This window comes from Pseudobacillus wudalianchiensis (assembly GCF_001685015.1).
Classification (GTDB): Bacteria; Bacillota; Bacilli; order Bacillales; family Domibacillaceae; genus Pseudobacillus; species Pseudobacillus wudalianchiensis.
This window is the reverse complement of record NZ_MAYT01000023.1, coordinates 281,303-303,273: the sequence shown is the minus strand read 5'-3', so window position 1 is coordinate 303,273 and position 21,971 is coordinate 281,303. Positions and strand designations below refer to the sequence as shown.

General features: G+C 41.6%; 25 protein-coding genes. 14 read left to right on the top strand and 11 right to left on the bottom strand.

Annotated elements, in window-relative coordinates; genetic code table 11:
• The first annotated feature begins 8 nt into the window (after positions 1-8).
• The 3 genes from A8F95_RS11985 to A8F95_RS11980 all read left to right on the top strand — a co-directional run bounded on the left by A8F95_RS11985 (position 9) and on the right by A8F95_RS11980 (position 983).
• Complete coding sequence (locus A8F95_RS11985; RefSeq protein WP_065410712.1) at positions 9-359, top strand: DUF6568 family protein; 351 nt, start codon at positions 9-11, stop codon at positions 357-359.
• A 179-nt stretch (positions 360-538) separates the two neighbouring features.
• The gene (locus tag A8F95_RS23405; RefSeq protein ID WP_176713679.1) at positions 539-748 is read left to right on the top strand and encodes a helix-turn-helix domain-containing protein; all 210 of its coding nucleotides are present in this window, start codon (positions 539-541) and stop codon (positions 746-748) included.
• Entirely contained in the window at positions 708-983 is a 276-nt protein-coding gene (locus tag A8F95_RS11980) for a helix-turn-helix domain-containing protein (RefSeq protein ID WP_245671282.1), read from the top strand. Before A8F95_RS23405 ends, A8F95_RS11980 begins: the two co-directional genes overlap by 41 nt.
• A 443-nt stretch (positions 984-1,426) precedes the next feature.
• Here the strand turns inward: A8F95_RS11980 and A8F95_RS11975 are convergent, their stop codons facing one another.
• A complete protein-coding gene (locus tag A8F95_RS11975) occupies positions 1,427-2,230 on the bottom strand; it encodes a DeoR/GlpR family DNA-binding transcription regulator (RefSeq protein ID WP_065410919.1) in 804 nt (267 codons plus the stop codon).
• 349 nt (positions 2,231-2,579) lie between these two features.
• Between A8F95_RS11975 and A8F95_RS11970 the strand changes: the two genes are divergently transcribed.
• Positions 2,580-3,794 carry a metallophosphoesterase family protein gene (locus tag A8F95_RS11970; protein WP_065410711.1) on the top strand — a complete coding sequence of 405 codons (1,215 nt, stop codon included), beginning with the start codon at positions 2,580-2,582 and terminating at the stop codon, positions 3,792-3,794.
• A 141-nt stretch (positions 3,795-3,935) separates the two neighbouring features.
• Positions 3,936-4,424: a hypothetical protein gene (locus A8F95_RS11965; protein ID WP_065410918.1), complete on the top strand. Its 489-nt coding sequence runs from the start codon at positions 3,936-3,938 to the stop codon at positions 4,422-4,424.
• Positions 4,425-4,570: 146 nt separating this feature from the next.
• Here A8F95_RS11965 and guaD read toward each other — a convergent pair whose 3' ends face one another.
• Together guaD and A8F95_RS11955 are read right to left on the bottom strand one after the other, a co-directional pair.
• Positions 4,571-5,941 (bottom strand): guanine deaminase, encoded by a 1,371-nt coding sequence (gene guaD, locus A8F95_RS11960; protein ID WP_065410710.1) that lies wholly within the window; start codon positions 5,939-5,941, stop codon positions 4,571-4,573.
• Positions 5,942-6,536: 595 nt separating this feature from the next.
• Positions 6,537-6,740 carry a hypothetical protein gene (locus tag A8F95_RS11955; protein ID WP_065410709.1) on the bottom strand — a complete coding sequence of 68 codons (204 nt, stop codon included), beginning with the start codon at positions 6,738-6,740 and terminating at the stop codon, positions 6,537-6,539.
• 326 nt (positions 6,741-7,066) lie between these two features.
• On the opposite strand from A8F95_RS11955, the gene A8F95_RS11950 reads away from it, so the two are divergent.
• A complete protein-coding gene (locus tag A8F95_RS11950) occupies positions 7,067-9,457 on the top strand; it encodes an immune inhibitor A domain-containing protein (protein ID WP_065410708.1) in 2,391 nt (796 codons plus the stop codon).
• Between the two features lie 71 nt (positions 9,458-9,528).
• Here A8F95_RS11950 and A8F95_RS11945 read toward each other — a convergent pair whose 3' ends face one another.
• Entirely contained in the window at positions 9,529-9,708 is a 180-nt protein-coding gene (locus tag A8F95_RS11945; protein WP_065410707.1) for an H-type small acid-soluble spore protein, read from the bottom strand.
• Between the two features lie 18 nt (positions 9,709-9,726).
• On the bottom strand, positions 9,727-9,972 hold the full coding sequence (locus A8F95_RS11940) for an alpha/beta-type small acid-soluble spore protein (protein WP_065410706.1): 246 nt from the start codon (positions 9,970-9,972) through the stop codon (positions 9,727-9,729).
• Between the two features lie 115 nt (positions 9,973-10,087).
• Between A8F95_RS11940 and A8F95_RS11935 the strand changes: the two genes are divergently transcribed.
• Complete coding sequence (locus tag A8F95_RS11935) at positions 10,088-10,279, top strand: YbxH family protein (protein WP_065410705.1); 192 nt, start codon at positions 10,088-10,090, stop codon at positions 10,277-10,279.
• Between the two features lie 279 nt (positions 10,280-10,558).
• Positions 10,559-10,828, top strand: a complete 270-nt coding sequence (locus tag A8F95_RS11930; protein WP_065410704.1) for a hypothetical protein — start codon at positions 10,559-10,561, stop codon at positions 10,826-10,828.
• 193 nt (positions 10,829-11,021) lie between these two features.
• Here A8F95_RS11930 and A8F95_RS11925 read toward each other — a convergent pair whose 3' ends face one another.
• Positions 11,022-11,810, bottom strand: a complete 789-nt coding sequence (locus A8F95_RS11925) for a DUF2268 domain-containing putative Zn-dependent protease (protein ID WP_065410703.1) — start codon at positions 11,808-11,810, stop codon at positions 11,022-11,024.
• A 165-nt stretch (positions 11,811-11,975) separates the two neighbouring features.
• On the opposite strand from A8F95_RS11925, the gene A8F95_RS11920 reads away from it, so the two are divergent.
• Both A8F95_RS11920 and A8F95_RS11915 read left to right on the top strand, forming a co-directional pair.
• A complete protein-coding gene (locus A8F95_RS11920; protein WP_065410702.1) occupies positions 11,976-12,197 on the top strand; it encodes a YppG family protein in 222 nt (73 codons plus the stop codon).
• Positions 12,198-12,542: 345 nt separating this feature from the next.
• Positions 12,543-12,809, top strand: a complete 267-nt coding sequence (locus tag A8F95_RS11915; protein WP_065410701.1) for a phage holin — start codon at positions 12,543-12,545, stop codon at positions 12,807-12,809.
• 129 nt (positions 12,810-12,938) lie between these two features.
• Here A8F95_RS11915 and A8F95_RS11910 read toward each other — a convergent pair whose 3' ends face one another.
• A complete protein-coding gene (locus A8F95_RS11910) occupies positions 12,939-14,339 on the bottom strand; it encodes a S8 family peptidase (protein WP_065410700.1) in 1,401 nt (466 codons plus the stop codon).
• 323 nt (positions 14,340-14,662) lie between these two features.
• Between A8F95_RS11910 and A8F95_RS11905 the strand changes: the two genes are divergently transcribed.
• From A8F95_RS11905 to A8F95_RS11895, 3 genes are all read left to right on the top strand, one after another.
• Entirely contained in the window at positions 14,663-15,424 is a 762-nt protein-coding gene (locus A8F95_RS11905) for an SDR family NAD(P)-dependent oxidoreductase (protein ID WP_065410699.1), read from the top strand.
• Positions 15,425-15,563: 139 nt separating this feature from the next.
• Entirely contained in the window at positions 15,564-16,523 is a 960-nt protein-coding gene (gene trhO, locus A8F95_RS11900) for an oxygen-dependent tRNA uridine(34) hydroxylase TrhO (RefSeq protein WP_065410698.1), read from the top strand.
• A 146-nt stretch (positions 16,524-16,669) separates the two neighbouring features.
• Complete coding sequence (locus A8F95_RS11895) at positions 16,670-16,912, top strand: hypothetical protein (protein ID WP_049660822.1); 243 nt, start codon at positions 16,670-16,672, stop codon at positions 16,910-16,912.
• Between the two features lie 75 nt (positions 16,913-16,987).
• On the opposite strand, the gene A8F95_RS11890 is transcribed toward A8F95_RS11895, so the two are convergent.
• From A8F95_RS11890 to A8F95_RS11875, 4 genes are read right to left on the bottom strand one after another with little or no spacing between them, the layout of a single operon-like run.
• Entirely contained in the window at positions 16,988-17,761 is a 774-nt protein-coding gene (locus tag A8F95_RS11890; RefSeq protein ID WP_065410697.1) for an IucA/IucC family C-terminal-domain containing protein, read from the bottom strand.
• Positions 17,742-18,572 (bottom strand): ABC transporter ATP-binding protein, encoded by an 831-nt coding sequence (locus tag A8F95_RS11885; protein ID WP_065410696.1) that lies wholly within the window; start codon positions 18,570-18,572, stop codon positions 17,742-17,744. The genes A8F95_RS11890 and A8F95_RS11885 overlap by 20 nt, the downstream gene beginning before the upstream one ends.
• 18 nt (positions 18,573-18,590) lie before the next feature.
• Positions 18,591-19,646 (bottom strand): FecCD family ABC transporter permease, encoded by a 1,056-nt coding sequence (locus A8F95_RS11880; protein WP_065410695.1) that lies wholly within the window; start codon positions 19,644-19,646, stop codon positions 18,591-18,593.
• Positions 19,643-20,647, bottom strand: a complete 1,005-nt coding sequence (locus A8F95_RS11875) for a FecCD family ABC transporter permease (protein ID WP_065410694.1) — start codon at positions 20,645-20,647, stop codon at positions 19,643-19,645. Before A8F95_RS11875 ends, A8F95_RS11880 begins: the two co-directional genes overlap by 4 nt.
• A gap of 168 nt (positions 20,648-20,815) precedes the next feature.
• Here A8F95_RS11875 and A8F95_RS11870 point away from each other — a divergent pair, with 168 nt between their 5' ends.
• A complete protein-coding gene (locus A8F95_RS11870) occupies positions 20,816-21,820 on the top strand; it encodes an ABC transporter substrate-binding protein (protein WP_065410693.1) in 1,005 nt (334 codons plus the stop codon).
• The last annotated feature ends 151 nt before the right edge of the window (positions 21,821-21,971 follow it).

Genomic DNA, 21,971 nt, shown 5'->3' with positions numbered 1-21,971 from the left:
ATTGAGTGATGGTTACTACTTATGAAGAAAATGTAGCTAGTTTTGATAAAATTAATTCTGCAAAAGCACAGGAATTAGTAAAAGGGGAAGGCGAAGCCATTATCTATATTGGCAAGGCTGTATGTCCTTATTGTCAAAATTTCGTTAAAAAACTTAAAAAAGTTGCTGAGGAAACTGATGCTCATATCTATTATGTCGATAGTGTGGAAGAATCTGATATAGAAGGGATTATGGCCTTCCGTAAGGAATACGACATTCCAACGGTTCCGGGTTTTATCTTTACTAATGGTGACACAGTAAACGTAAAATGCGATTCATCCATGCCGGAAGAAGAAATCAAAGCTTTTATGAATAAATAATTTAATTTCAAAGTAACAGGTGTCTGGCACTTGTCACCTGCCGAGGGCCGTTAATAATTTTATGTAAATAAAGAATGCTTTTTCTTATTAAACTCTCTCTAGTTTTTTGTTTTAGACATCGCGCTAGTTCTAAGCGCGCCTGATGGAATCCCCAGTAGCAGCGATTGACGAAACGCTGGTTGTATTGGTCAAACTGGGAGACGAGAAACCGTTCCAGTGATTCTTCGTTCGCCGCCAGGCTTCTGAATGTTCACCGCGATACAGTTTCCGCCTACATCAAAAAATTTAACCGAGGCGGTATGGAAGCGCTGCTTCACCGCGATTCCTCTCCGGACAAGCCCCTCTCTGTTGTCACCAGATCAGGAAGTCGAAGTGAAACGGATGATTGAGCATAGCACATCGGCTGAAGAAGGCTATGGCTATGAATCAAGCTGGGATACCTGCATTTTGAAACATGCCCTGGAAGAGAACTATTCGATTTCGATGACTCAGGTAGGCATTGGCAAAATGCTGAAACGCTTGGGCTTCAGCCGCACTCTCCCGGCGTATATATTAAAGCGTGCAGACCGTAAGAAACAGGAAGCCTTTCAAAAAGAGCTGGTCATGATTTTGGACAATAGCTGAATTCATCACACGAAGCTGTTGGAGCCTTTTTGGAAAAAGAAGGGCCACCGGGCTTACACTGCTTTTCCTGCCGCCGTACTCTTCCCAACTCAATGCGGTTGAGCTTATGCAAGGTTGGCTAAAAGGCAGCGTGGTCGTCAATCTGTTTTACGCCACATAAAAAGAGATTTGTGCATCCATCCGTTCATTTATGAAGCATCTAGGCAAGTGTCTAGATGCTCCAGCTAATTGGAGCGTTAGCTATGTTGAAAGCTTGAGTCATACTTATATAGTTAATTTCTCTGATTTCTGAATATAATAGAATGGTCCTCTACTGATTTTGTTGAAATGGCAGAGGTCACTAGCCCAAACCCAGTCAGAATCATACCCAACAGCCCTTGACCTCAAGGACTGTTTTTTATTTTAGCCTTCTATCTTATAACTAAAAAAGCGGCAGCAACTCATCAATCAACATACATCCTTTCATCCGCCTTCACCCAATCCAATTTTCCAATATTCGCATACTTTGCCCACTGTATTGGCATGTCCTGGTCTGAAATCACGACATCAATGGATGATAAGCGATCCATATGAAAAAAGGCGCTCTGATTAAATTTAGAGGAATCGGCGACAACGTATACTTGCTTTGCTTTCTTAATCATGATCGAAGAGGCCGCTGCTTTCTCTACATCGAAATCACAGATTCCGTTCCGGCTTATTCCACCGCAGGAAATGAACGCTTTATCAAAATAGAATTGTTCTAGCAGTTGATTGGTGATGGAACCGCTAATGGAACGCTGCCGCGGGTTCGATGTTCCTCCAATGACAATAACTTTTCCGCTAAACAGATTCGCTTCTAGTCGATTATTTAACGTCACGGCTGCCGCTAAAGAGTTGGTGACAATGGAAACATTTCGGACGTTTTTAATGGAATTGGCGATCTGTAAGGTAGTGGACCCGACATCCAGCGCAATCGTTTCGCCGTCCTTGATAAAAGAGGCCGCCGCTTCTCCGATTAATTGTTTTTGATGATGCGCAAGACTAACTTTGTGATTGAAGTCAGGCTCATTGCTTACGCCTACATATTTAACGGCACCGCCATGAATTCTGCGCAATTTTTTTTCTTTTTCAAGTGCGCTTAAATCTTTCCGAATCGTTTCAGGTGTTACGTTTAGTTTTAAAGCTAAGTCGATGACACTAACTCTCGTTTTCATATCCAATTCTCGTAAAATGACTTTATATCTTTCTGACATTAACGACTTATTCATATCTCTCTCCCACATTTCTACCATTTTCTTGTTGTTCCTTCATTATAAAAATGGATTATAAAGAAAGGGTTTCAATAACGTTAATTTTTCAAAAATATTTGGTAAAACAAAAGAGATATTCACTGGTTCGTCTGTCTTTTTGACTATGAAAACGATGATTCCTCCTTCTTAGGAAGGCTGCGGTTCCGAATTTAGGGAGACTTTGTTTTCTTCGATCTTTTTGTTTTCTTTACTTATCTTTTGACTCGAATTCATATTCTGCTAATATTGGCAGTTTATGATCAAAAGCGGGAAGATGGAGAACACATCTTTATTGGATGGCTAGGAAAAATGGGTGGAGGTATTCTAAATGAGTAATCAAGATATGAGCAAAGGGTTAGACAGAAGAAGTTTTATCAAAATTGGAGGAATGAGTACACTTGCTTTAACGCTTGCGTCTAGTGGACTGCCTGGAGATTTATTTGGCAGCACGGCCGCCCTTGCTAACGATCATCAAACGGCTAAATTAAAATTTAATCCTGACGGAAAATTTAAAATCGTGCAGTTTAATGACCCGCAGGACGATGAACGGATTGATCGCAGAACCCTTCAGTTAATGGAGAAAGTCTTAGACGCTGAAAAACCTGACTTTGTAGTGATCAATGGAGATATGTTGGCAAGTGGGCCTGATACGCCTTTGGAAGTAAAACAAGCAATTAACAATCTTGCTCAGCCAATGGAACAGAGAAAGATTCATTGGGCGGTGACATTTGGAAATCATGATGAAGATTCCACTCCAAAAAACGGGCTTGATGAGGCCGCGATGCTTAAGATTTATATGTCATACCCTCACAATATGAACGAGCCTAGTGAAAAAGGGTTAACAGGAACAGGAAATTCCCATCTGTTGATTAATAATTCTAAGGGAACGACACCTGCTTTTAACTTATGGTTACTAGATAGCGGAAGATATGCTCCAGATGAAATTGCCGGACAAAATTTCGAGGGTTATCCGGATTGGGATTGGCTGCGCTTTGATCAAGTGAATTGGTATTATGAAATGTCTAAGAAATTAGAAAAACGATTTAATCGCAAAGTGCCGTCCTTGATGTTCATGCATATTCCTTTATGGGAGCATCGGTATATGTGGTTTGCCAGTAAAGAGGAAATGTCTGAAGCGAAGCATGCGCTTGCGGTGAAAAAGCATAGCATCACCGGGGAAAGAAATGAAGATGAATGTCCAGGACCAATCAATAGCGGCATGTTCTCTGCCATTTTGCACCGTGGTGATGTAAAGGGCGTCTTCTGTGGACACGACCATATCAACACATATGCGGGAAATTATTATGGGGTAATGCTTGGCTATGGAGGTAATTGCGGGTTCGGTGCTTACGGACTTTCGGGAGCAGAAAGAAATAGACTGCGTGGCGCTAGAGTGTTCACTTTAGACGAAAAGAAAGAAGATGTGCTTGTCGATACATACATGGTTTTTGCAAAAGATTACGGCATTGATTTAACAGCAAATGATCAAAGTGTTGATCCATTGCCATTAAAGGATAAGCCAAAAGCTGTCACAAGCAAATGAATAGGAAGCAGTACAAGGGGAAGTGATGATTCACTTCCTCTTTTTTGTTGCTCAATGGACATTAAAAGTTTTAAGAAAATTGTACGAATTTTTCATTTTTTTGGTAGTATTGTACTACAAGAAACTATTAGGGGTGAAGAAATGAAACGAGAATGGGTAAAGCATGAAGATCCAAACAATAAATACGGCGCTACCTTTACATTAGGGAATAAAGACATAGAGGTGCCAAAAGGGGCCGTTATATCTGTTACGAGGGGTGAAAACTTTAATATTCCGCGGTTAATGATCAATGGGATATTGAATCAGTTTATTATGAAAGCTCTAGTTAAAAATGAAAATCTCCTCTACGCGGAATTAACAGGACAGATGCAAGGCGGCGTAGGTCAAACGATGACTGTATGGAAAGATCCCAAGTTAATGAACCGCTTTCGAACAAAGGGATTCCATAATTTTTCGAGGAGGTTTTTTAGTTGGGTTTTTTATAGCGGAAATGTAAAGTCGTACTTTCATACGTGGAAAGCAGTGGGTAAAATCCCTTCTTCGGCTGAAGCTAAAGAGTATGTAGTAGAAAACGGCAGGTTCTATGATGGCGGCAAATTGGTCAGAAGGGCCAAGCAGCAAAAAGCTTAATCTTTGACCTTACTTATTAATCAATAAAGATACAAGACAGACGTCTATTTAGAGCCTTTTTTCGGCAGATGATTGAAAGAATGAGAAGAATTGAACAGGAGGCCAAACATATGGTATTGGCCTCCTCATATGGCAAGAAAATTAACTTATTTCTGACGTGAATGCACTTTCTCACCCTGAACCCAAACTTCCTGGATATTTTCCGGACGGACCAAATACATTATTTTTTGAAAGACGTCATGCAAGTCTTCATTTGCCTCAAAGATCGGCAGTTTGGCAGCTGCCGTTTTCGTATCAATGATTTGTACGTCCCATGCGAAATTTTCTTGCAGGCGGCCAATTGGCAAGCTTAAGCTTTCGCCGCCGCCAGCTGTTGCTAAATAGAAGGCTTCATTGATAGTAATGCGTGATTGCGGGACACCGCGATCTTCGGCAGGAAGAGCGGGATTGACTCCATCTTCTAACATTCTCGATGAGATTACTGCTTGTCGGGCATTATCGAAAAGGCTAGGTGAAAAACCGCCGGAAATATCGGACCCTAACCCAATTTCAACGTCTTTAGAATGAAAGTGAGCGATAGGTATCACGCTATTGGCGAAGTAAGCGTTGGATATTGGGCAGTGAGCAACCGCCGTTCCGGTTTCAGCAAATAGCTCGGCATCGTGATCATCTAAGAAGTTGCAATGGGCCATGACCGATTTATCACGCAATAAGCCAAAATCATGCAATGCAAAAGCATCGTGTTTGCCGAATCGGTCTTTTACATAACCGTGAGCCCAGTCGCTTTCGCTGCAGTGTGATTGCACATGGGTATCATACTTGGCCGCCAATTTCCCTAAGCCCTTTAACGTGTCATCGGTACAGCTTGGAATAAAGCGTGGTGTTACGACCGGGTAGACCCCTTGTTTCGTTGATTTCGCTAATTCTTTCACTGCTACAATAAATTCCTCTGTATCGGCCAGCGCCGTTTGCGTATCGGCGTCACGGTAATAGGAAGGAGTTTGTTCCGGGTTATCCATCACGACCTTTCCAACTAATCCGCGCTGCCCTTTCTTGGCACATATTTCAGCCAGCAGCAAACTCGCCTCTTTGTGCACAGTCGCAAAGTAAAGTGCTGTCGTCGTTCCATGAGCAAGCAAGGTGCTGACTACATCGTTGTAAACCGTTTTGGCAAAGTCAAGATCTGAAAATTTAGCTTCAATGGGGAAGGTATACGTGTTTAACCAATCATAGAGCGGAATGTCTAAGGCTGTTCCCGATTGAGCCCATTGCGGCGCATGAACATGTAAGTCAACAAATCCGGGTAAGAGATACTGGCCTTCCGCTAAACGATGAAAGCTCTCCTCTCCTTCGTAAGCTGCTAACAATGCTTGATAATCCGCATCTGCTGGCGCTACGACTTTTTCAATGATCCCTTCATTGTTAACACAGAAAAGATGGTCTTTTAAAATTTGAACTTCTTTAGGAGACTTACTGGAAAAAGCAGTACCTTGGAAAACTTCCATATATTTTTTCATGATTTTCACCTTAATGTTCGTTTTTTAGAAATATACTAGTGATTATAAGGGATAAAAAAGCAGGAGTCTAGATAAAAAGCGAAGAAGGTGTTTATTCCTATAGCGATATTATTAAATAACAGTTTATATTTACAATGGAAAGAACAAGCTCGGACAAGGAACGATAGATAAAAAAGGAATCTGCAATGTAAAAATTAAGGCACAAAAGAAGGGTCAACGTTGACAATTTACGTTCAAGATCAAGCTGGCAATAAGAGTAAAAGTAAGTTGAGACCTATATAACAGTAAAAAGAGCAGCTATACCAAATAAAAGGTATAGGCGCTCTTTTTATATAAAAAATAATAATGCTATTGAAACAATGGAACTAAAACATGGTTATTAAAATAAAGATGCTCTAAATTTATACATATAATTACATACAAACACAAGTATATTTCTTAGTGAGCTAACGGAGCACGTTAGTTGAAGAACGCTGTTAAGAAGATATAGTGTATTAATTTATCCTGAATAAGAGTCATTTGATTTCTCCGTGTTTGAAATGAATGTATGCAAAAATGAAAAAACGCCAGATAAATGGCGTTTAATCTTCATTCATTATTGTTTGTTTTGATTGTTTTTTGTATTGCCTGTTAAATTGTTTGCGGCATTTTTAGTTGCATCAACAGCATTCATTGCAACATTTTCAGTTGTTTCTAAAGCATTATGCATTGTTTCAAATGCAGAGCCTGCTGTGTTCTTAATGCTCTCTGCGACACTTTTGTCATTTTGTTGGTTTTGATTATTTCTTTGATTAGTCATTAAATTTCACCTCCTAAGCAGGAATAGGATATGTATTATAGGATTAATTATTCAACTTATCTATACGAATAAATTTTCTTCAATTTGAAATCATGTCACACACCCCTGTTTGCCTGTTCTGCTTATTTATAAACAACCGCCATACAGCCTATTTGCTTATGCTGCAGCTAGTATAAATACCCGTAAAGATAAACTGGCAGTCTATTCTCGTGTGTACATTTAACCATTTTTATCCAAAGATTTATTTATACATTTACACCATTTATTAACAGATATATAATCAAAGTGTTTCGAGTACCAAAATAATAGTTTAACAGGGGGTTAACATGGGGAAGAAGCGGAATTCAAGGTTTATTTCAAGTTTAGCGGCCAGTACGATTGCAGCATCAGCTATCTTTACAAGTAATTTTGTAAGCGTTAACATTCATCCGGTGGCTGCGAAGGCAGCGGCAATGGAGTCTTCCGCTATTGATTTAACTATTATTAACGAAGAGAGAATCGCCAAGAGCTTGCAAGACCGGGGACTGTTATCGAAACATGCCTCTTCAGCGGAAATTCAGGAAGCGGTAAAGGACTATATTAAGAAAAAGAAAGGTGAAAAACAGCCTGGGGTTCATCAGAAATACAGCAATGAACAAGAAGAATTCGATAAAAAGACGAAGGGCTTTTTGACAAAGCAAAAAGATAAACTGGCAAAGCAGTTGAATAAAGGGCATGAAAACTTTAAAAAAGGGAAGCCAAACGGCGCGGTAAAAGTTGATTCTGCTAAACAGGCAAACTATCAAGGGAATGTTCGGCATGATAAAGTATTGGTTCTGTTAACAGAGTTCAGCGATTTCAAACATAATAATGTCATTCAGGAAGATGGCTATATGTATGCGGACAATTTTAACAGAGAGCATTATGAGAAATTAATGTTCGGCGATCAGGAATTTACTTTATTTAATGGAGATAAAGTAAAGACGTTTAAACAATTTTACGAAGAGCAATCTGGTGGCAGCTATACGGTAGATGGCACGGTGTCAGATTGGTTAACGCTCCCTGGTACAGCAAAGGAATATGGGGACGACAATCCAAACGGCGGTCACGATAATATGAATCCAAAGGGTCCTCGGGACCTCGTGAAAGAGGCCTTAAATGCAGCAGTGGCTTCAGGGATTGACTTATCCGAATACGATCAATTCGATCAATATGATCTGGATGGAGACGGTAATCAAAATGAACCGGATGGACTTGTTGATCATTTAATGATTATTCACGCCGGAACTGGTCAGGAAGCTGGCGGCGGCAAGCTTGGAGATGATGCGATTTGGTCCCATCGCTGGACTTTGGATGGCGTTTATCGTGTTCAGGGTTCACAGGCAAAAGTGGATTATTGGGGCGGCAATATGGCAGCGTTTGACTACACAATCCAGCCTGAGGATGGAGCAGTTGGCGTATTCGCGCATGAATTTGGCCATGATTTGGGATTGCCGGATGAATATGATACACAATATACAGGTCACGGCGAACCAATTGCTTCTTGGTCAATTATGAGCGGCGGCAGTTGGAATGGCAAGATTGCTGGCACAGAACCAACGAGCTTCTCTCCTCAAAACAAAGAGTTTTTCCAAAAAGTAATGGGTGGAAACTGGAGCAATATGGTCGAAGTGGGCTACAAGGACTTAGATAAGAACGGGATGGCCTTTGTGTTGGATCAAAGCGTAACAAAGTCGAGAAATCCAGGTACGGTAAAAGTGAATTTACCGCAAAAAACGGTTAAGGGCATTGCCCCGCAATTCGGTGAAAAATATTACTATAGCAAGAAAGGTGACGACCTCTACACAACTTTACTGTCACCAGAATTTGATTTAACAGCTGCCAAAACGGCGGTATTTGATTATAAAGCCTATTATGACATTGAATACGATTATGACTTTTTATATGTGAAGGCCGTTACGAGTGACGGGCAAGAAGTAATGATTGATATAATCGGTGATGAAGATACTGACGGCGATACGTGCGCCGAGTCCACCAAAGGGCAATGGGTGGACAAGTCTTATGACCTGAGCGCCTTCACCGGCACAAAAGTAAAACTGGTGTTTGAGTACGTGACTGATGGCGGGCTGTCTCTTGACGGATTTGCCCTCGACAATGCCAAGCTGACGGTCGATGGAAATATAGTTTTTGAAGACGGTGCTGAAGGTGCGCCTAAATTCACAACAGATGGCTTTGAAGTGTCAAATGGAACGTTTAAAAAGGACAACTACTATTACTTAGAATGGAGAAACTACGCTGGATCTGATAAAGCGCTCATGCATTCCCGGGGGGTAGCTTATAATACAGGCTTAGTCGTGTGGTATGGCGATGAAAGCCATATGGACAATTGGACGGGCATCCATCCAGGCGAAGGATTCTTAGGAATAGTGGATGCTCATCCTGAAGCCATTGTGGGGACGTTAAATGGAAAACCTAGCATTAATCAGAGCACGCGCTACCAAGTGGCAGATGCTGCCTTCAGCTTAGATACAGCGCCGAGCTGGTCCATTCATTCCCCGACACGAGGGATGTATGAATACGAAGGATTAAGCGGGGTTACCGCATTTGACGATTCGAAAACGTACATGAATTTGTTGATTCCTGATGCGGGCCGCAGTGTACCAAATCATGGCTTGAAATTCGAGGTCATTGGTGAAGCGAACGACAACTCGGCTGGAGCTATCTGGATTCACAAATAAACTATAGCGGGCTGCGAAGATAGCAGCCCATTTTTTATATTCATAATGCTAGCAAACTAAACGATGGCACTTTATATTTCCTCTAGTCCATCAATGGAGAGAACCCGGCTTTCGTCGTGGGTTCCTCTAGCTTGGATAGTGGCCAAGCATGAATTTTTGTCCACACCCTCAATCCAGATAGGGACACCTTTGTAATGAACAGGGATGTCCTTTTCTGATTGCAGGATTTCAAGCACACGTTCCATCTTCATTTCTTCACCTCATATCGGTTAATCCAGGTTTTTCTTTGCCATGTTAATTAGTTCCCGGACCATAGAGCCTCCGAGGCGGCCGCCAATCTTGCCAGCTTCCTCTGATGTTAAATGGCCGTTGTATCCTTTTTTCAGTGGAATGCCGACTTCCTTTGCGGCTTCAAATTTGGCTGCAGACGGATCGTTAGTATGGGCCACTTCCGCCTTCAGCTTGTCCAGTTCTTGGCGTGCTTCCGGGACTAAAATTTTATTTCTTCTCGTCATATTTTCTTCTCCTTTGCGTGTGTTTCACGATTAATATGCCCAAGAAGCTCATATTGTATGGGCTAGTGAGGGGCTTCCGGGTCATACTAATGAAAAAAGAAAAGGAGGTGCCAGCATGGGAGCCATTGAACGCAACGGCTATCGGTTTGTGCCGGAATACAGCGTGATTAAACAGAACGGAGCCATCCATGTTTATCGGGAAGGTGAATTTATAGAGGAGATCAAGTTTGAGTTTTCGGGAGAATTTGCTGAGCATGATCAGGTTGAGGAATTGGTGAATCATTATTGTAAACAACATCATATTTAGAAATGGCAGGATGCCTCTATCCTGCTATGTCTAGCAATAAAATAGCCTCCATTATTTTTAATAAGAGGTTTTGGTTTATTCATTACTTAAATTAAAACATAGAAAGCAGAAAATCGTTCTATTGATTTTCTGCTTTTTTATTACCTCATTTATCAAAAATAGACAAGGATTTTTTGGTTAAACCATTTTTCCACATATATCCTATTATGTTTGTCCATTACAATGACTGGCGCAAGACATATACTACCATATAGCGCACTAGAATATGGGGGTGAGAAAATGTCAATACAACGTTACCATGGACTTTGCCAACGTTATAGAGGCAAAGCTGTTGAGATTAGAACGCGTGACGGAAGAGTGCATAGAGGGATTATTCAATATGCGAATAATCAAAGAGTATTTATCCGGCCTATTCGTGGTACGCGCAACTTAGGGGGCTATGGTTATGGAGGTTATGGTTATGGCTATGGATTTGGAGCCGGGTTCGGCTACGGAATCGCATTAGGCGCCATTACTGGTCTTGTTTTACTTCCCTTTTTCCTCTGGTAATCCGATTTTAGTTGTAAAAAGATATAATTGTATTTACTGTTGCACCCACCGATTAGGGAGACTTTTTCTCCATTAAGAGAGTAAATAAAGGATATTTCTCTGGATGTATATAGTGTATGAGAAGAAAGCAGAAAGGTGTCGGGGAAAATAGGCTTTACAGACTCTTTCTGCTTATTTTGCTTGCTCGTTTCTGCTATAAGGAGGGAGGAATATTAGCGATTACTTCAGAGGGCTGATCGATCAATTCATCCGTTGTCAGTCCATTGCCATCAAGACAGTTTCCAACGAGATAATAGCCGGTGCAATACCCGCCCATTTTCGGATAGACATGTAAGCCATACAGCAGAGCATTATGCTTATGGTGAGACTTAGGCATGTTAATATTAGGAAAGATAATGCGGCGCCATATTCTTTCTAATTCCTTATTTGAATAATAGGCGGTCCAAGAGGATACCATCTTTTCCCCAAGCCTTTCCCGAACTGCATGTTCCGCTAATCCCTCCATAATAATGGTGTCTAACAAGGTAAAATCTTTTTCATCCTTTTTATATTTTTCTAACCGGCAAATATGATGGTATTCATGGGTTAGCAAGGCTTTGATTTCTTCTTCGGTATTATGTTCTGAAATAAATAAAAACAATTTATCCTTGAAAGACAATCCTGATTTTCCATTAGATTCAACTTGTATTCTCTTCTCATGGATGTTTGACGGCAAAATAAAGATTGGGACTTCAGGTCCTTTCCATTTCGCTCGAAGCTGCTTTTCTTCCTGTTCAACGATCTTCCATGCGTTGTTTCGCTGCAAGTTTTTTACGAACGCTAAATCGTTTTGAACCGGCTGGCGATACATCCCGTGAAGCGAAAAATAATCAAAAATTTCAAATGCTGAAATCCCATCAAAGTAATCCTTTATTTTTTCACATATTTCCAGAGGTCTATTATAGGAATTTAGCAGCCACTCGTCGGTTCGAATAACGCTCACATCTACACTCCTTCAATCGTGAATTCATCTAATAGAATATGCTTTTCTTTACTAAAGGTTCCTATCCGGTAATCTGCAATTTTTGAAACCCCGGGGTACACACCCTTTCAGAAAGGGACTAGATGAATACGATGGAATAAGGAATAAAAAGGAGGTGCTATGCTAATGTTTTTAGGACCGAGACGACCTATGGCTCCTTATTCACCTGGTCCAAGACGCCGGCCAGGACGAGGGCCACAACAACCGCCAAAAGCAGGGTTGCTATCGTTGCTTCAAGACCAGGAAGGGAAGATGGATTTGGCAAAGGTGACCGCAACAGCCAAGCAGTTAAGCAGTATATACGGCCATGTCAGCCCGCTGATTTCTATGTTTACGAAGAGATCATAAAAGATGGTTGGCTAGTTGCTTGTAAGTGATTAAGAATACAGAATAGGGTTCTTGGGAATTTCTTATTTTCAAACGAGGACAGATTAATTAGTTGTTTAACGTCCGACAGAAAGCGAGCAAATAGAATGCAGAAAAGCAGCTGCAAAAATTAGATCGACGTTATTTCTCTGTGTTTGCCCTTTCTTCGGATTGCTTGGATAAGAAACAGGCTATTATATGGCAATTATCACTTAGGTGATTAACTAGTTGAAAATCAGCAAGTTAAAGAAAGTCCTCCTTTTATAAGGGCTTGTTCATTATACAACTTTTGATGCAGGACATATCTTATAGTAGGAGGGATATAAAATGATTAACTGGAAATTAAGATTTAAGAATCCTGCCTGGGTCGTTAGTTTTTTTTCTCAAATTTTAATTCTTGCTCAATTGATTACAGGCGGATTAAATCAAATAGGTTTCATTCATTTCTCATGGACGGATCAATTCAACACTTGGCTTCTAGCAGTCATCAATGCTGTACTCGTTATTCTTTCAATGCTAGGAATTGTGCAAGATCCTACAACTAAAGGTTATGCAGATAGTGAACGAGCCAAGAAATATACTGAGCCTAAGTAATAAATGAATAAAGCCTTAAATGAATCAACCTGGCAACATGCAAAATAGTCTTTGTCTACATTTTAAGGCGTGATCTAGTCCAATAGTGGACAGATCACGCCTTTTCATCTTTATTGGAATTAAATGATTCTATCTTCCAAAAAATTGATTAAACCATTCACTTGTTCTGCCGAGTGGATATTTTCTTCTGTAAGCCGCCTCCAGAGCGCTTGTATTGTCAATGACTCCGTTGCCGTAGTAGACGGCGGGGCGCGGTCGTTCTGTTTGTTGTGTCGTTCGTGTCATAATGTTCATGACTTCTGTATTTCTTAGGTTAGGGTCAATCGAGCGGATGAGCCCGGCCAAGGCGCTTACATGAGGGGCCGCCATTGAGGTACCTGACAGGCTGGCATACTGTCCCTGAAAAAAGGTACTGGCAATGTGCACACCAGGTGCTGCTATATCGATATAATCCCCATAATTCGAAAACGGTGCTCTCCGGCCTTCCCAATCTACAGCGGCTACACCGAGTACGCCAGGGTAGGCAGCCGGAAAGCTTGGCTGGCTGGAATTATCATTGCCAGCAGCGGAAACAACGACTACATCTTTTTTCATTGCGTAGCGAATCGCTTCTTCCATCACAGCGGACGGTTGATAATTTCCAAGGCTTAAGTTAATCACATCCGCGCCATGATCGGCTGCCCAGTGGATTCCTTTTGACACATCAAAGGAACCGCCCGTCCCTTCGGAATTAAGCACTTTGACGGGAATAATTGGATTGTACCAAGTAATACCAGCTACCCCCACACCATTATTCGGTACGGAAGCAATGATGCCAGCTACATGTGTACCGTGTCCGTTATCATCTTGTGGCGGATCTTTAGGAGAGAGCGCATTGTAGCCCTTTGTCAACCGGCGAGAAAGGTCAGGATGATTAAGGTCTACCCCGGTGTCTACCACAGCAATTTTTATCTTTTTTGAGCCACGGGTTACGTTCCAGCCTACCTCAGTACGGATGGCGGGTAAATTCCATTGATAATTCTGGTAGTAAGTATCGTTCACCTCATTTTGTAAGTAAATGTAATGAGGCTCCGCGAACCTAATCTGATGGTTTTGTTTGAAATACTGAATCAACTCAGTTGTTGTTTTACTATAAGATTTGAAGATATAGGAAGAATTGTGTTTTTCCTTAAGAGCTCCGTCAATGTCCTTAGCTATTTTATCTAGACTAGTTCCGCTTGGGGTAGTACTAAAGTCTACAACGACCTCGTTGGCATAATAGTGGCTCTTGTCTTGAGCGTTGTGATGAATCATCTGAATAGACGGATCGTTGTTTAATCTCTTCTTTAAAATCTCATTTGCCTGAATCGTGTCCACCTTTTGAATGTGTGGACTCTTATGCTGCAAGTTTTGTACTTGTACCCTTCTTTCATCCATTCCCGCGCGAGAATAAATTTCCGGCTCTCTTGATGGTCTATCTAAATTTGCCATCATGACTGCGCCGATTCCTAAAAGGAAGATGGAAACTCCAATGATTACTCTTCTTCGCATGTCTGCACCTCAGGTGATAGTTTTCATATCCGTTAGTATCTCCCTATTAGGTTTGTTTTATTTGTTTGCAGGATGAAAATCTAGTTTCATCGTGTTTATAAAGAAGGGATGGAAACTTCTTGTTATAATGGAATGAGTGAATGGTCAGACAAGTAAAAAAGGAAATCCGTCTCGCTTTGCTAATGATAAATATAAGTTTTTTCGTCTTTGCTTGTTTAGGCAAAAGAGAGGTTTTTACTATTTACATAGCAGTAAAGGGAAGAGATGTTGCACAAAGTGATTTTTCACATTTGTCATACATAAAACGAGTAGGAGATGGTCTAATGGATTTACAGCTGCAAGGAAAAAATGTTCTGATTACGGGAGGGTCTAAGGGGATTGGCAAGGCCATTGCTGAGGTTTTTCTTTCAGAAGGAGCAGATGTTTCAATAGCTGCCCGCGGCTTGGAGTCGTTAGAGAAAACAAAAAAGGAGCTCGGCGGTCGTGTCACTATTTTTCAGGCGGATGTATTGCAGGCCGATGAACGTGAAAAGCTTATTCAATCTTTTATTGAACAAAAAGGAAGAATAGATATTCTTATCAATAACGCTGGCGGCAGCCATGGCGGCAAGGTTATGGAAACAGAGATGGAATTATTTTATGAGGCGTTGGAGCTGAACTACTTTTCGGCTGTTCATTTAAGTAAGCTTGCTGCCGGTCATATGAGAGAAGAAAAAGGCGGAGCCATCATTAATATTACGTCCGTATACGGAAGAGAGAGCGGCGGCAAAGTGACGTATAACAATGCTAAATCAGCTTTAATTAGTTTTACAAAGGCTTTTGCTGATGAAGTGATAGCTAATGGGATCCGTGTAAACAGTGTGGCGCCGGGGAGCATTTTACATGAAACAGGGAACTGGAAGCGGCGGCTTGAAGAGAATCCGGAGCGCATTCAAGAATTTGTGAAAAATGACATTCCAGCAGGGCGTTTTGGCACTCCAGAAGAAGTCGCAAATGTTGTGGCGTTTCTTGCTTCCGACAAATCCTCCTGGATCGTAGGCGCCAGTATCAATGTAGACGGCGGACAATCGAAAATGAATTTTTAGAGTTAAAGAGGTCAGTACTCATAGTGCTTTAAAGCGCTAGGGGGACTGACCCCTTTGCTTGCAATCAGAATAAGGAAGGAGTATATTGCTTAATGTATTTATATTCTGCAAATATAAATAGATAGGTGGCAAAAATAAGATGACTATTGTTAAACCATATAGAGTATTGCTGTATTACATGTATGTTCCTATTGAGAATCCCGAGGAGTTTGCAAAGCAGCATTTGAAATTTTGCCAACAGCTCGGTCTTAAAGGACGAATTCTGGTGGCAGCTGAAGGAATTAATGGAACGGTTTCCGGTACGGTTGAGCAAACAGACCAATATATGAAGGTAATGAAGGAAGACCCTCGTTTTGCCGAGATGGTGTTTAAAGTCGATGAAGCAGAAGGCCATGCTTTTAAAAAAATGCATGTTCGGCCAAGAAAAGAAGTAGTGACGCTTCAGCTTGAGGAGGACATTAATCCACGGGAAATGACGGGTAATTATTTAAGCCCGAAAGAGTTTTTTGAAGCGATGCAAGAAGAGGATACAGTGATTATTGATGCAAGAAATGATTATGAATATGATTTAGGCCACTTTCGGGGAGCAGTGCGTCCGGATATCGAGGCATTTCGTGAGCTTCCTGACTGGATCCGTGAACATAAAGAAGAGCTGGAAGGCAAAAAGATCTTAACTTACTGTACCGGCGGCATCCGCTGTGAGAAATTTTCCGGCTGGTTGAAGAAAGAAGGATTTGAAGATGTCAATCAGCTTCACGGCGGCATTGTGACATATGGAAAAGATCCAGAAGTCCAAGGCAGACTCTGGGATGGCCAGTGTTACGTGTTTGATGACCGGATTGGTGTTCCGATTAACCGCGTAGAGCATGTGGTTGTAGGACGAGATTACTTTACTGATGAACCTTGTGAACGCTACGTAAACTGTGCAAATCCTGAGTGTGATAAGCGGATTTTCTGTTCGGAAGAAAATGAACACAAGTACTTGCGCGGCTGTACACATGAATGCAGAATACATCCAGATAATCTCTATGTAAAAGAGCATGGGCTCACGGAAGAAGACGTAAAGAATCGATTAAAACAAATTAATGAAGAGCTGTAGCCAAATAAAATGAATTCTATTTCAACCAGCCTGAAAAGGAGCACTTAATCAAGTGCTCCTTTGTTTGGTTTAAGGAAAGGCATTTAATGAATAGGAAGGGCGATTTTGGGCAGGATAATGAACAGATTAGGCATAGGAGGGCTCTTATGAGTACACGATATCGCTGTCCAAATTGCAAGACGAATCGATCCCGCTTCAATATTGTTGAACAGGTGGCTCATGCAGTGAAACTAGATCCTCAGACAGGGGAAGTCCTTGAACGGTTCGAAGGCTCGAGTGATCCTGGTCCTTTTCATGCAGCTTACAATGGCCCAGAGCGGAGAGTGCAATGCGCGGCTTGCAACTTAATTGAAGATGAAATGATGTTTATTAAATTCGGCGAAAAGTAGTGAACGGGTATTTTATCTGTTCATGCGACAAGATAAAAAGCTAGTTCATGAAGCAATGTAAATGAACTAGCTTTTTTACGTTGGCGATCTTTTGCAAACAATAGGACAGATGCTGCAATGTTTTCCTTTAGAACCAGCTAAATAAGAGAGGCAGCAAGTTTTACGTTTTTGAATGAGCTTTCCATCTTTTTCAATTAGCTCTTTTTGATCCTCGTATCTAAAAAATGGGTTTTGATGATAGGAGCCAAACAAAGAGCTTGCTCCTTCTTTAACAATATAGTGAAAATCCTCCGCAATCAGATCATGTTGAGTGCTTTGTTCAGGGTCATCCAATAAATTTTGATACATCCAGCGAATGTACGTATAGAGATTCTCCCACAAGATTAATTTCGAAAGTTTGCTATGCTTTTTTAAGTGGGTAAACAATACGTCGACATGACCGCTAAACACTTGTTGAACGATTTCTTCTCTCCATTCAGAACGGTTTAGACTACTCGCTTTTTCAACAGATAAATCATTAAATCGAAAGGAAGGCAGCCACAATTTGTCCGCTTCATTCAATGTTTCAATACATACATTCTTAACGGAAAAATCCAGCTTCTTATTGAGTGCACTCATGGAATAAAGAGCGATGAGTACGGCAAAACTGTAGCGCTTAATAAAAAGAGAGGCAGCTACCGTCGTGTTGGCTGCTTTAATTTTTTCTTTTACCTGGATTAAATAAGCATACAGCCGTTGATCTTCGAGCAAATCGGCTGTTTGAATCGATAAAGAGGAAGGAGCGGCTTGCTTCGTGAATCGATATCTTTCTTCTAAAGCAGCCATTTCTTCATTTGTAAATGAGTTCATGCTCTTTTTTCACCTCATTTGTAACGTATCTCCCTTTTCCATGAGGAATGCACATGGGGGTACCAAAGAGCGGATCGACTGTTACATTACAATTCATGTTGAAGACGGCTTTGACTAACTCAGGACTCATCACGTGTTCAGGCTTTCCATGGGCATAGACTTTCTTGTCCTTTACAGCGATAAGATGATGAGCGTAACGGCAAGCTAAATTTAAGTCGTGGAGGACCATTACAATCGTTCGTCCTTCTTGTTCATTGAGCTCAAATAAAAGATCTAAAATTTCGATTTGATGCGTCATATCTAAATAAGTAGTGGGTTCATCCAGTAAAATAATATCGGTATCCTGCGCTAACGTCATCGCAATCCAAGCCCGTTGTCTTTGGCCGCCCGATAACGAGTCTACCAGCCGATTCGCTAACTCTTCCATGCCAGTCGCCCGAAGTGCATGATGGATGACTCTCTCGTCTTCTTCAGACCATTGCCGGTACCACTTTTGATAAGGATAGCGTCCTTGTTTAACAAGCTGTAAAACCGTCAAGCCTTCAGGTGCAATGGGGCCTTGGGGCAGGATAGCCAGCCGCTTAGCCACTTCTTTCGTAGGAAGACTTGATACCATTTCACCATCAATTAAAATAGAGCCGGATTTTGGTTTTAACAAGCGGGCTAATGAGCGAAGGAGCGTAGACTTTCCGCAACCATTGCTGCCAATAAAAACTGTAATTTCTCCTTTAGGAATGTGTAAATCCAATTCATCAATAATAATCGTGTCTCCATAGGACAGTGTTAACGACTTTGTTTCTAATGCTGGCATATACTCTTCGCTCCTTTGTTAAGCATTACGCTGCCTGTATAAAAGATAGATAAAATAGGGGGCTCCAAGGGCGGCTGTAAAAACGCCTGCCGGAACTTCAACCGGAAGGAAAAAGGTTCTCCCGATTGAGTCGGCTGTTACAACTAAAATGGCGCCAATAATAGCAGATAACGGAAGCAGCGCTCCAAATGAGGAGCCGACAAGCCGTCTGGCAATATGCGGGGCCATTAACCCAACAAATCCAATGCCGCCTCCAAATGCGACCGCGCTCCCCGTTAAAGCTGAGCTAATCAGCAATAAAAGAAAACGCTGCTTCTGCACATAGGATCCGACTCCTGTAGCAATTCCTTCTCCAAGCTCTTGAATATTAATATGCCGGATCATCACAAGCACAATGATGAGCAGGGTGACCGTAGTAGGTGCTAGAATCCAGACGTTTTTCCAACTCGATCCGTAAACAGAGCCAGTAATCCAAACATTTGCCTGACTGGCTTGATGAATGGGGCCTAAAATCATGAATAATGTCGTTAACGATTTCATCAGCGCCCACATGCCGACTCCTATTAACACAAGACGAATAGGGGATAATCCATCTTTCCAAGCTAGTAAATAGAGCAGCAAAGTGACAATAGAGGCTCCGATAAAAGCACTTAACGGCAGCCAATGAATGCTGACGGTGAGGGCATTGCTCCGATCAGTGAAAACGACTAAAAACAACACAACCGCTACAGACGCGCCACCAGTGACTCCAATAATATCGGGGGAGGCTAAGGGATTGCGCACGACCGCTTGTAAAATGGCTCCTGCTGCAGCAAGGCTCATGCCTACCAGAAGGGCGATGAGAATCCTTGGCATGCGAAACGAGTTGACAATCAGTTGTTCAAACGCGTCTCCTTGCCCTAATAGGATCGTTAAAACGCGCCACGGGTAGAGAAACTGCTCTCCCATTCCCGTCCCTATAAGAAATACAGACAGAAGCAAGAAAATAAAAGCAGCATTGATCCAAATAGCTTTTCGGTCAAGTAAAAACGAGATTGTTCCTTTGCCAAGACGCAGTGATAGATATTTCTTCATGAGGCGTAGCCTCCTTTACGTGCAATGTAAATAAAAAAGGGCGTGCCAATAAAAGCAGTCATGACCCCGACTGGCACTTCCTCCGGCATGATGATATAGCGGGCGCCAATGTCGGCCAATAATAGTAAAATGCCCCCTAGTACACTGCAGTAAGGCAATACCCAGCGATAGTCATTCCCCACTAACGATCGAACGATATGAGGAACGATAATACCGATGAATCCGATTGGACCAGCGACAGCGACAGAGCCGCCGGCAAGCAGGACAAAGGAGACGGCAATCATTAATTTAACGACGCCTGTCTGCTGACCAAGCCCTTTTGCGATATCTTCACCCATTGTTAAGATGTTGATTTTTTGTGCTAATAAGAAAGCGATAATAGTGGCTATTACAAGATAAGGAAGAACAGAAAGAAGAATCTCCAGCTTCCTACCTTGAACGGATCCGGCAAGCCAAAATAAAGCTTGCTCAAGCGCCGATTCATCCATGACTAATAACCCTTGGGTTAAAGAGGAAAAGAGAGCCGCAATGGCTGCACCGGCAAGTGTTAACCGTAGCGGAGTGAGACCTCCGCCGCCTGTTCCGCTAAAAAAATAAACGATAAAAGCAGCTGTTGCAGCTCCTGCAAAGGCGATCCACGTAAAAGCGTGTAAGGAGTTAACAGAAAACACCATCATCGCGACGACAATAAAAAAGCCTGCGCCTGCATTAATGCCGATAATATCAGGAGAAGCAAGCGGGTTTTTCATCAAGGCTTGCATGAGTGCACCTGCTATAGCTAAGCTGCTTCCGATTGCCGCAGCAATTAAGGCGCGGGGAAGACGCATGTCTTGAATAATAATATGTTCGTTAGAACCGTCAAAATGCTGAAAGGCTTGAATAGCTATTTTTATATTTGTATCGGTATAACCAAGAGTAATACTCAGCACGGTACAAATGAGCAAAATAACTCCGCTAATCATTAGTCCGAAGGCTTTTCCCTTCGTATGTTTAAGCAACATCTATTTCTCTCTCCCAATATTCCTATTTTCTTTTAAGTGTAAAAGATGAAAAAAGCACTGTCAATGATTCTGATAATCATTTTCATTTGAGTATTGACAATTGTCTTTTTATCCAATAATATCTAACTGTAAATGAAAATCATTTTCAAGTAGAGGAGAAGAATACATATGGGGACATACTCTAAGCGAAAGAGCTTTTCAACGCTATTGGTAGCTTTCCTGTTAGTCATTGTCTTTGCACTAGCTGGATGCGGCCAGGAAGAAAAGCAAACGTCTCAAAAAAATAATGCTTCTAATGAGGCAAATAAAACCGAAAGCAAGCCTTACACGGTAGAACATGCAATGGGGAAAACGGAAATTAAAGGAGACCCGAAGCGCGTCGTTATTTTAACAAATGAAGGAACAGAAGCCCTTCTAGCATTAGGTGTGACACCAGTAGGCGCTGTACAGTCTTGGACGGGAGATCCTTGGTATAACCATATTAAAGATAAAATGAAGGACGTTAAAAGCGTTGGAAATGAAGGCGAACCAAGTGTAGAAACGATTGCTTCCTTAAAGCCGGACCTGATTATCGGAAATAAAATGCGTCACGAAAAAATCTATGAACAGTTAAGTGCCATCGCTCCAACTGTGTTTGCCGAAACGTTACGCGGTGATTGGAAAGAAAACTTTGAACTTTATGCCAAAGCTGTAAACAAGGAAGAAGAAGGAAACAAAGTAATCGCTGATTTTGATAAGCGCGTGGAAGAGTTAAAAGGCAAGCTGGGCGATAAATTAAACGAAAAAGTATCGATCGTTCGTTTCATGCCTGGAGAAGTACGGATTTATCATAAAGATACGTTCTCTGGTGTGATCCTCGATCAATTAGGGTTTGCACGCCCAGAGGGACAAGATCAGCCGGACTTTGCTGAGAAAAATGTAACGAAAGAGCGTATTCCAGCGATGGACGGTGATATTCTTTTCTACTTCACCTACGATCCAGCAGAAACTAAAGGAGAAGGTCCGAAGTTAGAGGACGAGTGGATTAATGATCCGCTATTTAAGAATCTCAATGTCGTGAAAAACAACAATATTCATAAAGTAGATGATGCCATCTGGAACACGGCTGGCGGCGTATTGGCAGCTAACTTATTCTTAGATGATATCGAGAAATACTTTTTAACAGAAAAATAAAAAGTAGAAGAGACCCCAAGGTTGAGACTTTGGGGTCTTTATATTGTTAATTTTTTAATCACTTCTAAATTTATTAGCGCTTGTCGTTAGAAGAAAAATATATAGACCAAGTAAAGAAGGAAAATATTCCATATAACAAAGGGTAAAAACG

Coding starts and splice junctions, on each gene's coding strand:
- A8F95_RS11890 (WP_065410697.1), bottom strand. CDS start 17,761: ATGAACTCATTTACAAATGAAGAAATGGCTGCTTTAGAAGAAAGATAT.
- A8F95_RS11985 (WP_065410712.1), top strand. CDS start 9: ATGGTTACTACTTATGAAGAAAATGTAGCTAGTTTTGATAAAATTAAT.
- A8F95_RS11930 (WP_065410704.1), top strand. CDS start 10,559: ATGTCAATACAACGTTACCATGGACTTTGCCAACGTTATAGAGGCAAA.
- A8F95_RS11910 (WP_065410700.1), bottom strand. CDS start 14,339: ATGCGAAGAAGAGTAATCATTGGAGTTTCCATCTTCCTTTTAGGAATC.
- guaD (WP_065410710.1), bottom strand. CDS start 5,941: ATGAAAAAATATATGGAAGTTTTCCAAGGTACTGCTTTTTCCAGTAAG.
- A8F95_RS11940 (WP_065410706.1), bottom strand. CDS start 9,972: ATGACGAGAAGAAATAAAATTTTAGTCCCGGAAGCACGCCAAGAACTG.
- A8F95_RS11905 (WP_065410699.1), top strand. CDS start 14,663: ATGGATTTACAGCTGCAAGGAAAAAATGTTCTGATTACGGGAGGGTCT.
- A8F95_RS11880 (WP_065410695.1), bottom strand. CDS start 19,646: ATGAAGAAATATCTATCACTGCGTCTTGGCAAAGGAACAATCTCGTTT.
- A8F95_RS11945 (WP_065410707.1), bottom strand. CDS start 9,708: ATGAAGATGGAACGTGTGCTTGAAATCCTGCAATCAGAAAAGGACATC.
- A8F95_RS11970 (WP_065410711.1), top strand. CDS start 2,580: ATGAGTAATCAAGATATGAGCAAAGGGTTAGACAGAAGAAGTTTTATC.
- A8F95_RS11950 (WP_065410708.1), top strand. CDS start 7,067: ATGGGGAAGAAGCGGAATTCAAGGTTTATTTCAAGTTTAGCGGCCAGT.
- A8F95_RS11875 (WP_065410694.1), bottom strand. CDS start 20,647: ATGTTGCTTAAACATACGAAGGGAAAAGCCTTCGGACTAATGATTAGC.
- A8F95_RS11920 (WP_065410702.1), top strand. CDS start 11,976: ATGTTTTTAGGACCGAGACGACCTATGGCTCCTTATTCACCTGGTCCA.
- A8F95_RS11895 (WP_049660822.1), top strand. CDS start 16,670: ATGAGTACACGATATCGCTGTCCAAATTGCAAGACGAATCGATCCCGC.
- A8F95_RS11975 (WP_065410919.1), bottom strand. CDS start 2,230: ATGAATAAGTCGTTAATGTCAGAAAGATATAAAGTCATTTTACGAGAA.
- A8F95_RS11955 (WP_065410709.1), bottom strand. CDS start 6,740: ATGACTAATCAAAGAAATAATCAAAACCAACAAAATGACAAAAGTGTC.
- trhO (WP_065410698.1), top strand. CDS start 15,564: ATGACTATTGTTAAACCATATAGAGTATTGCTGTATTACATGTATGTT.
- A8F95_RS11915 (WP_065410701.1), top strand. CDS start 12,543: ATGATTAACTGGAAATTAAGATTTAAGAATCCTGCCTGGGTCGTTAGT.
- A8F95_RS11870 (WP_065410693.1), top strand. CDS start 20,816: ATGGGGACATACTCTAAGCGAAAGAGCTTTTCAACGCTATTGGTAGCT.
- A8F95_RS11935 (WP_065410705.1), top strand. CDS start 10,088: ATGGGAGCCATTGAACGCAACGGCTATCGGTTTGTGCCGGAATACAGC.
- A8F95_RS11885 (WP_065410696.1), bottom strand. CDS start 18,572: ATGCCAGCATTAGAAACAAAGTCGTTAACACTGTCCTATGGAGACACG.
- A8F95_RS11965 (WP_065410918.1), top strand. CDS start 3,936: ATGAAACGAGAATGGGTAAAGCATGAAGATCCAAACAATAAATACGGC.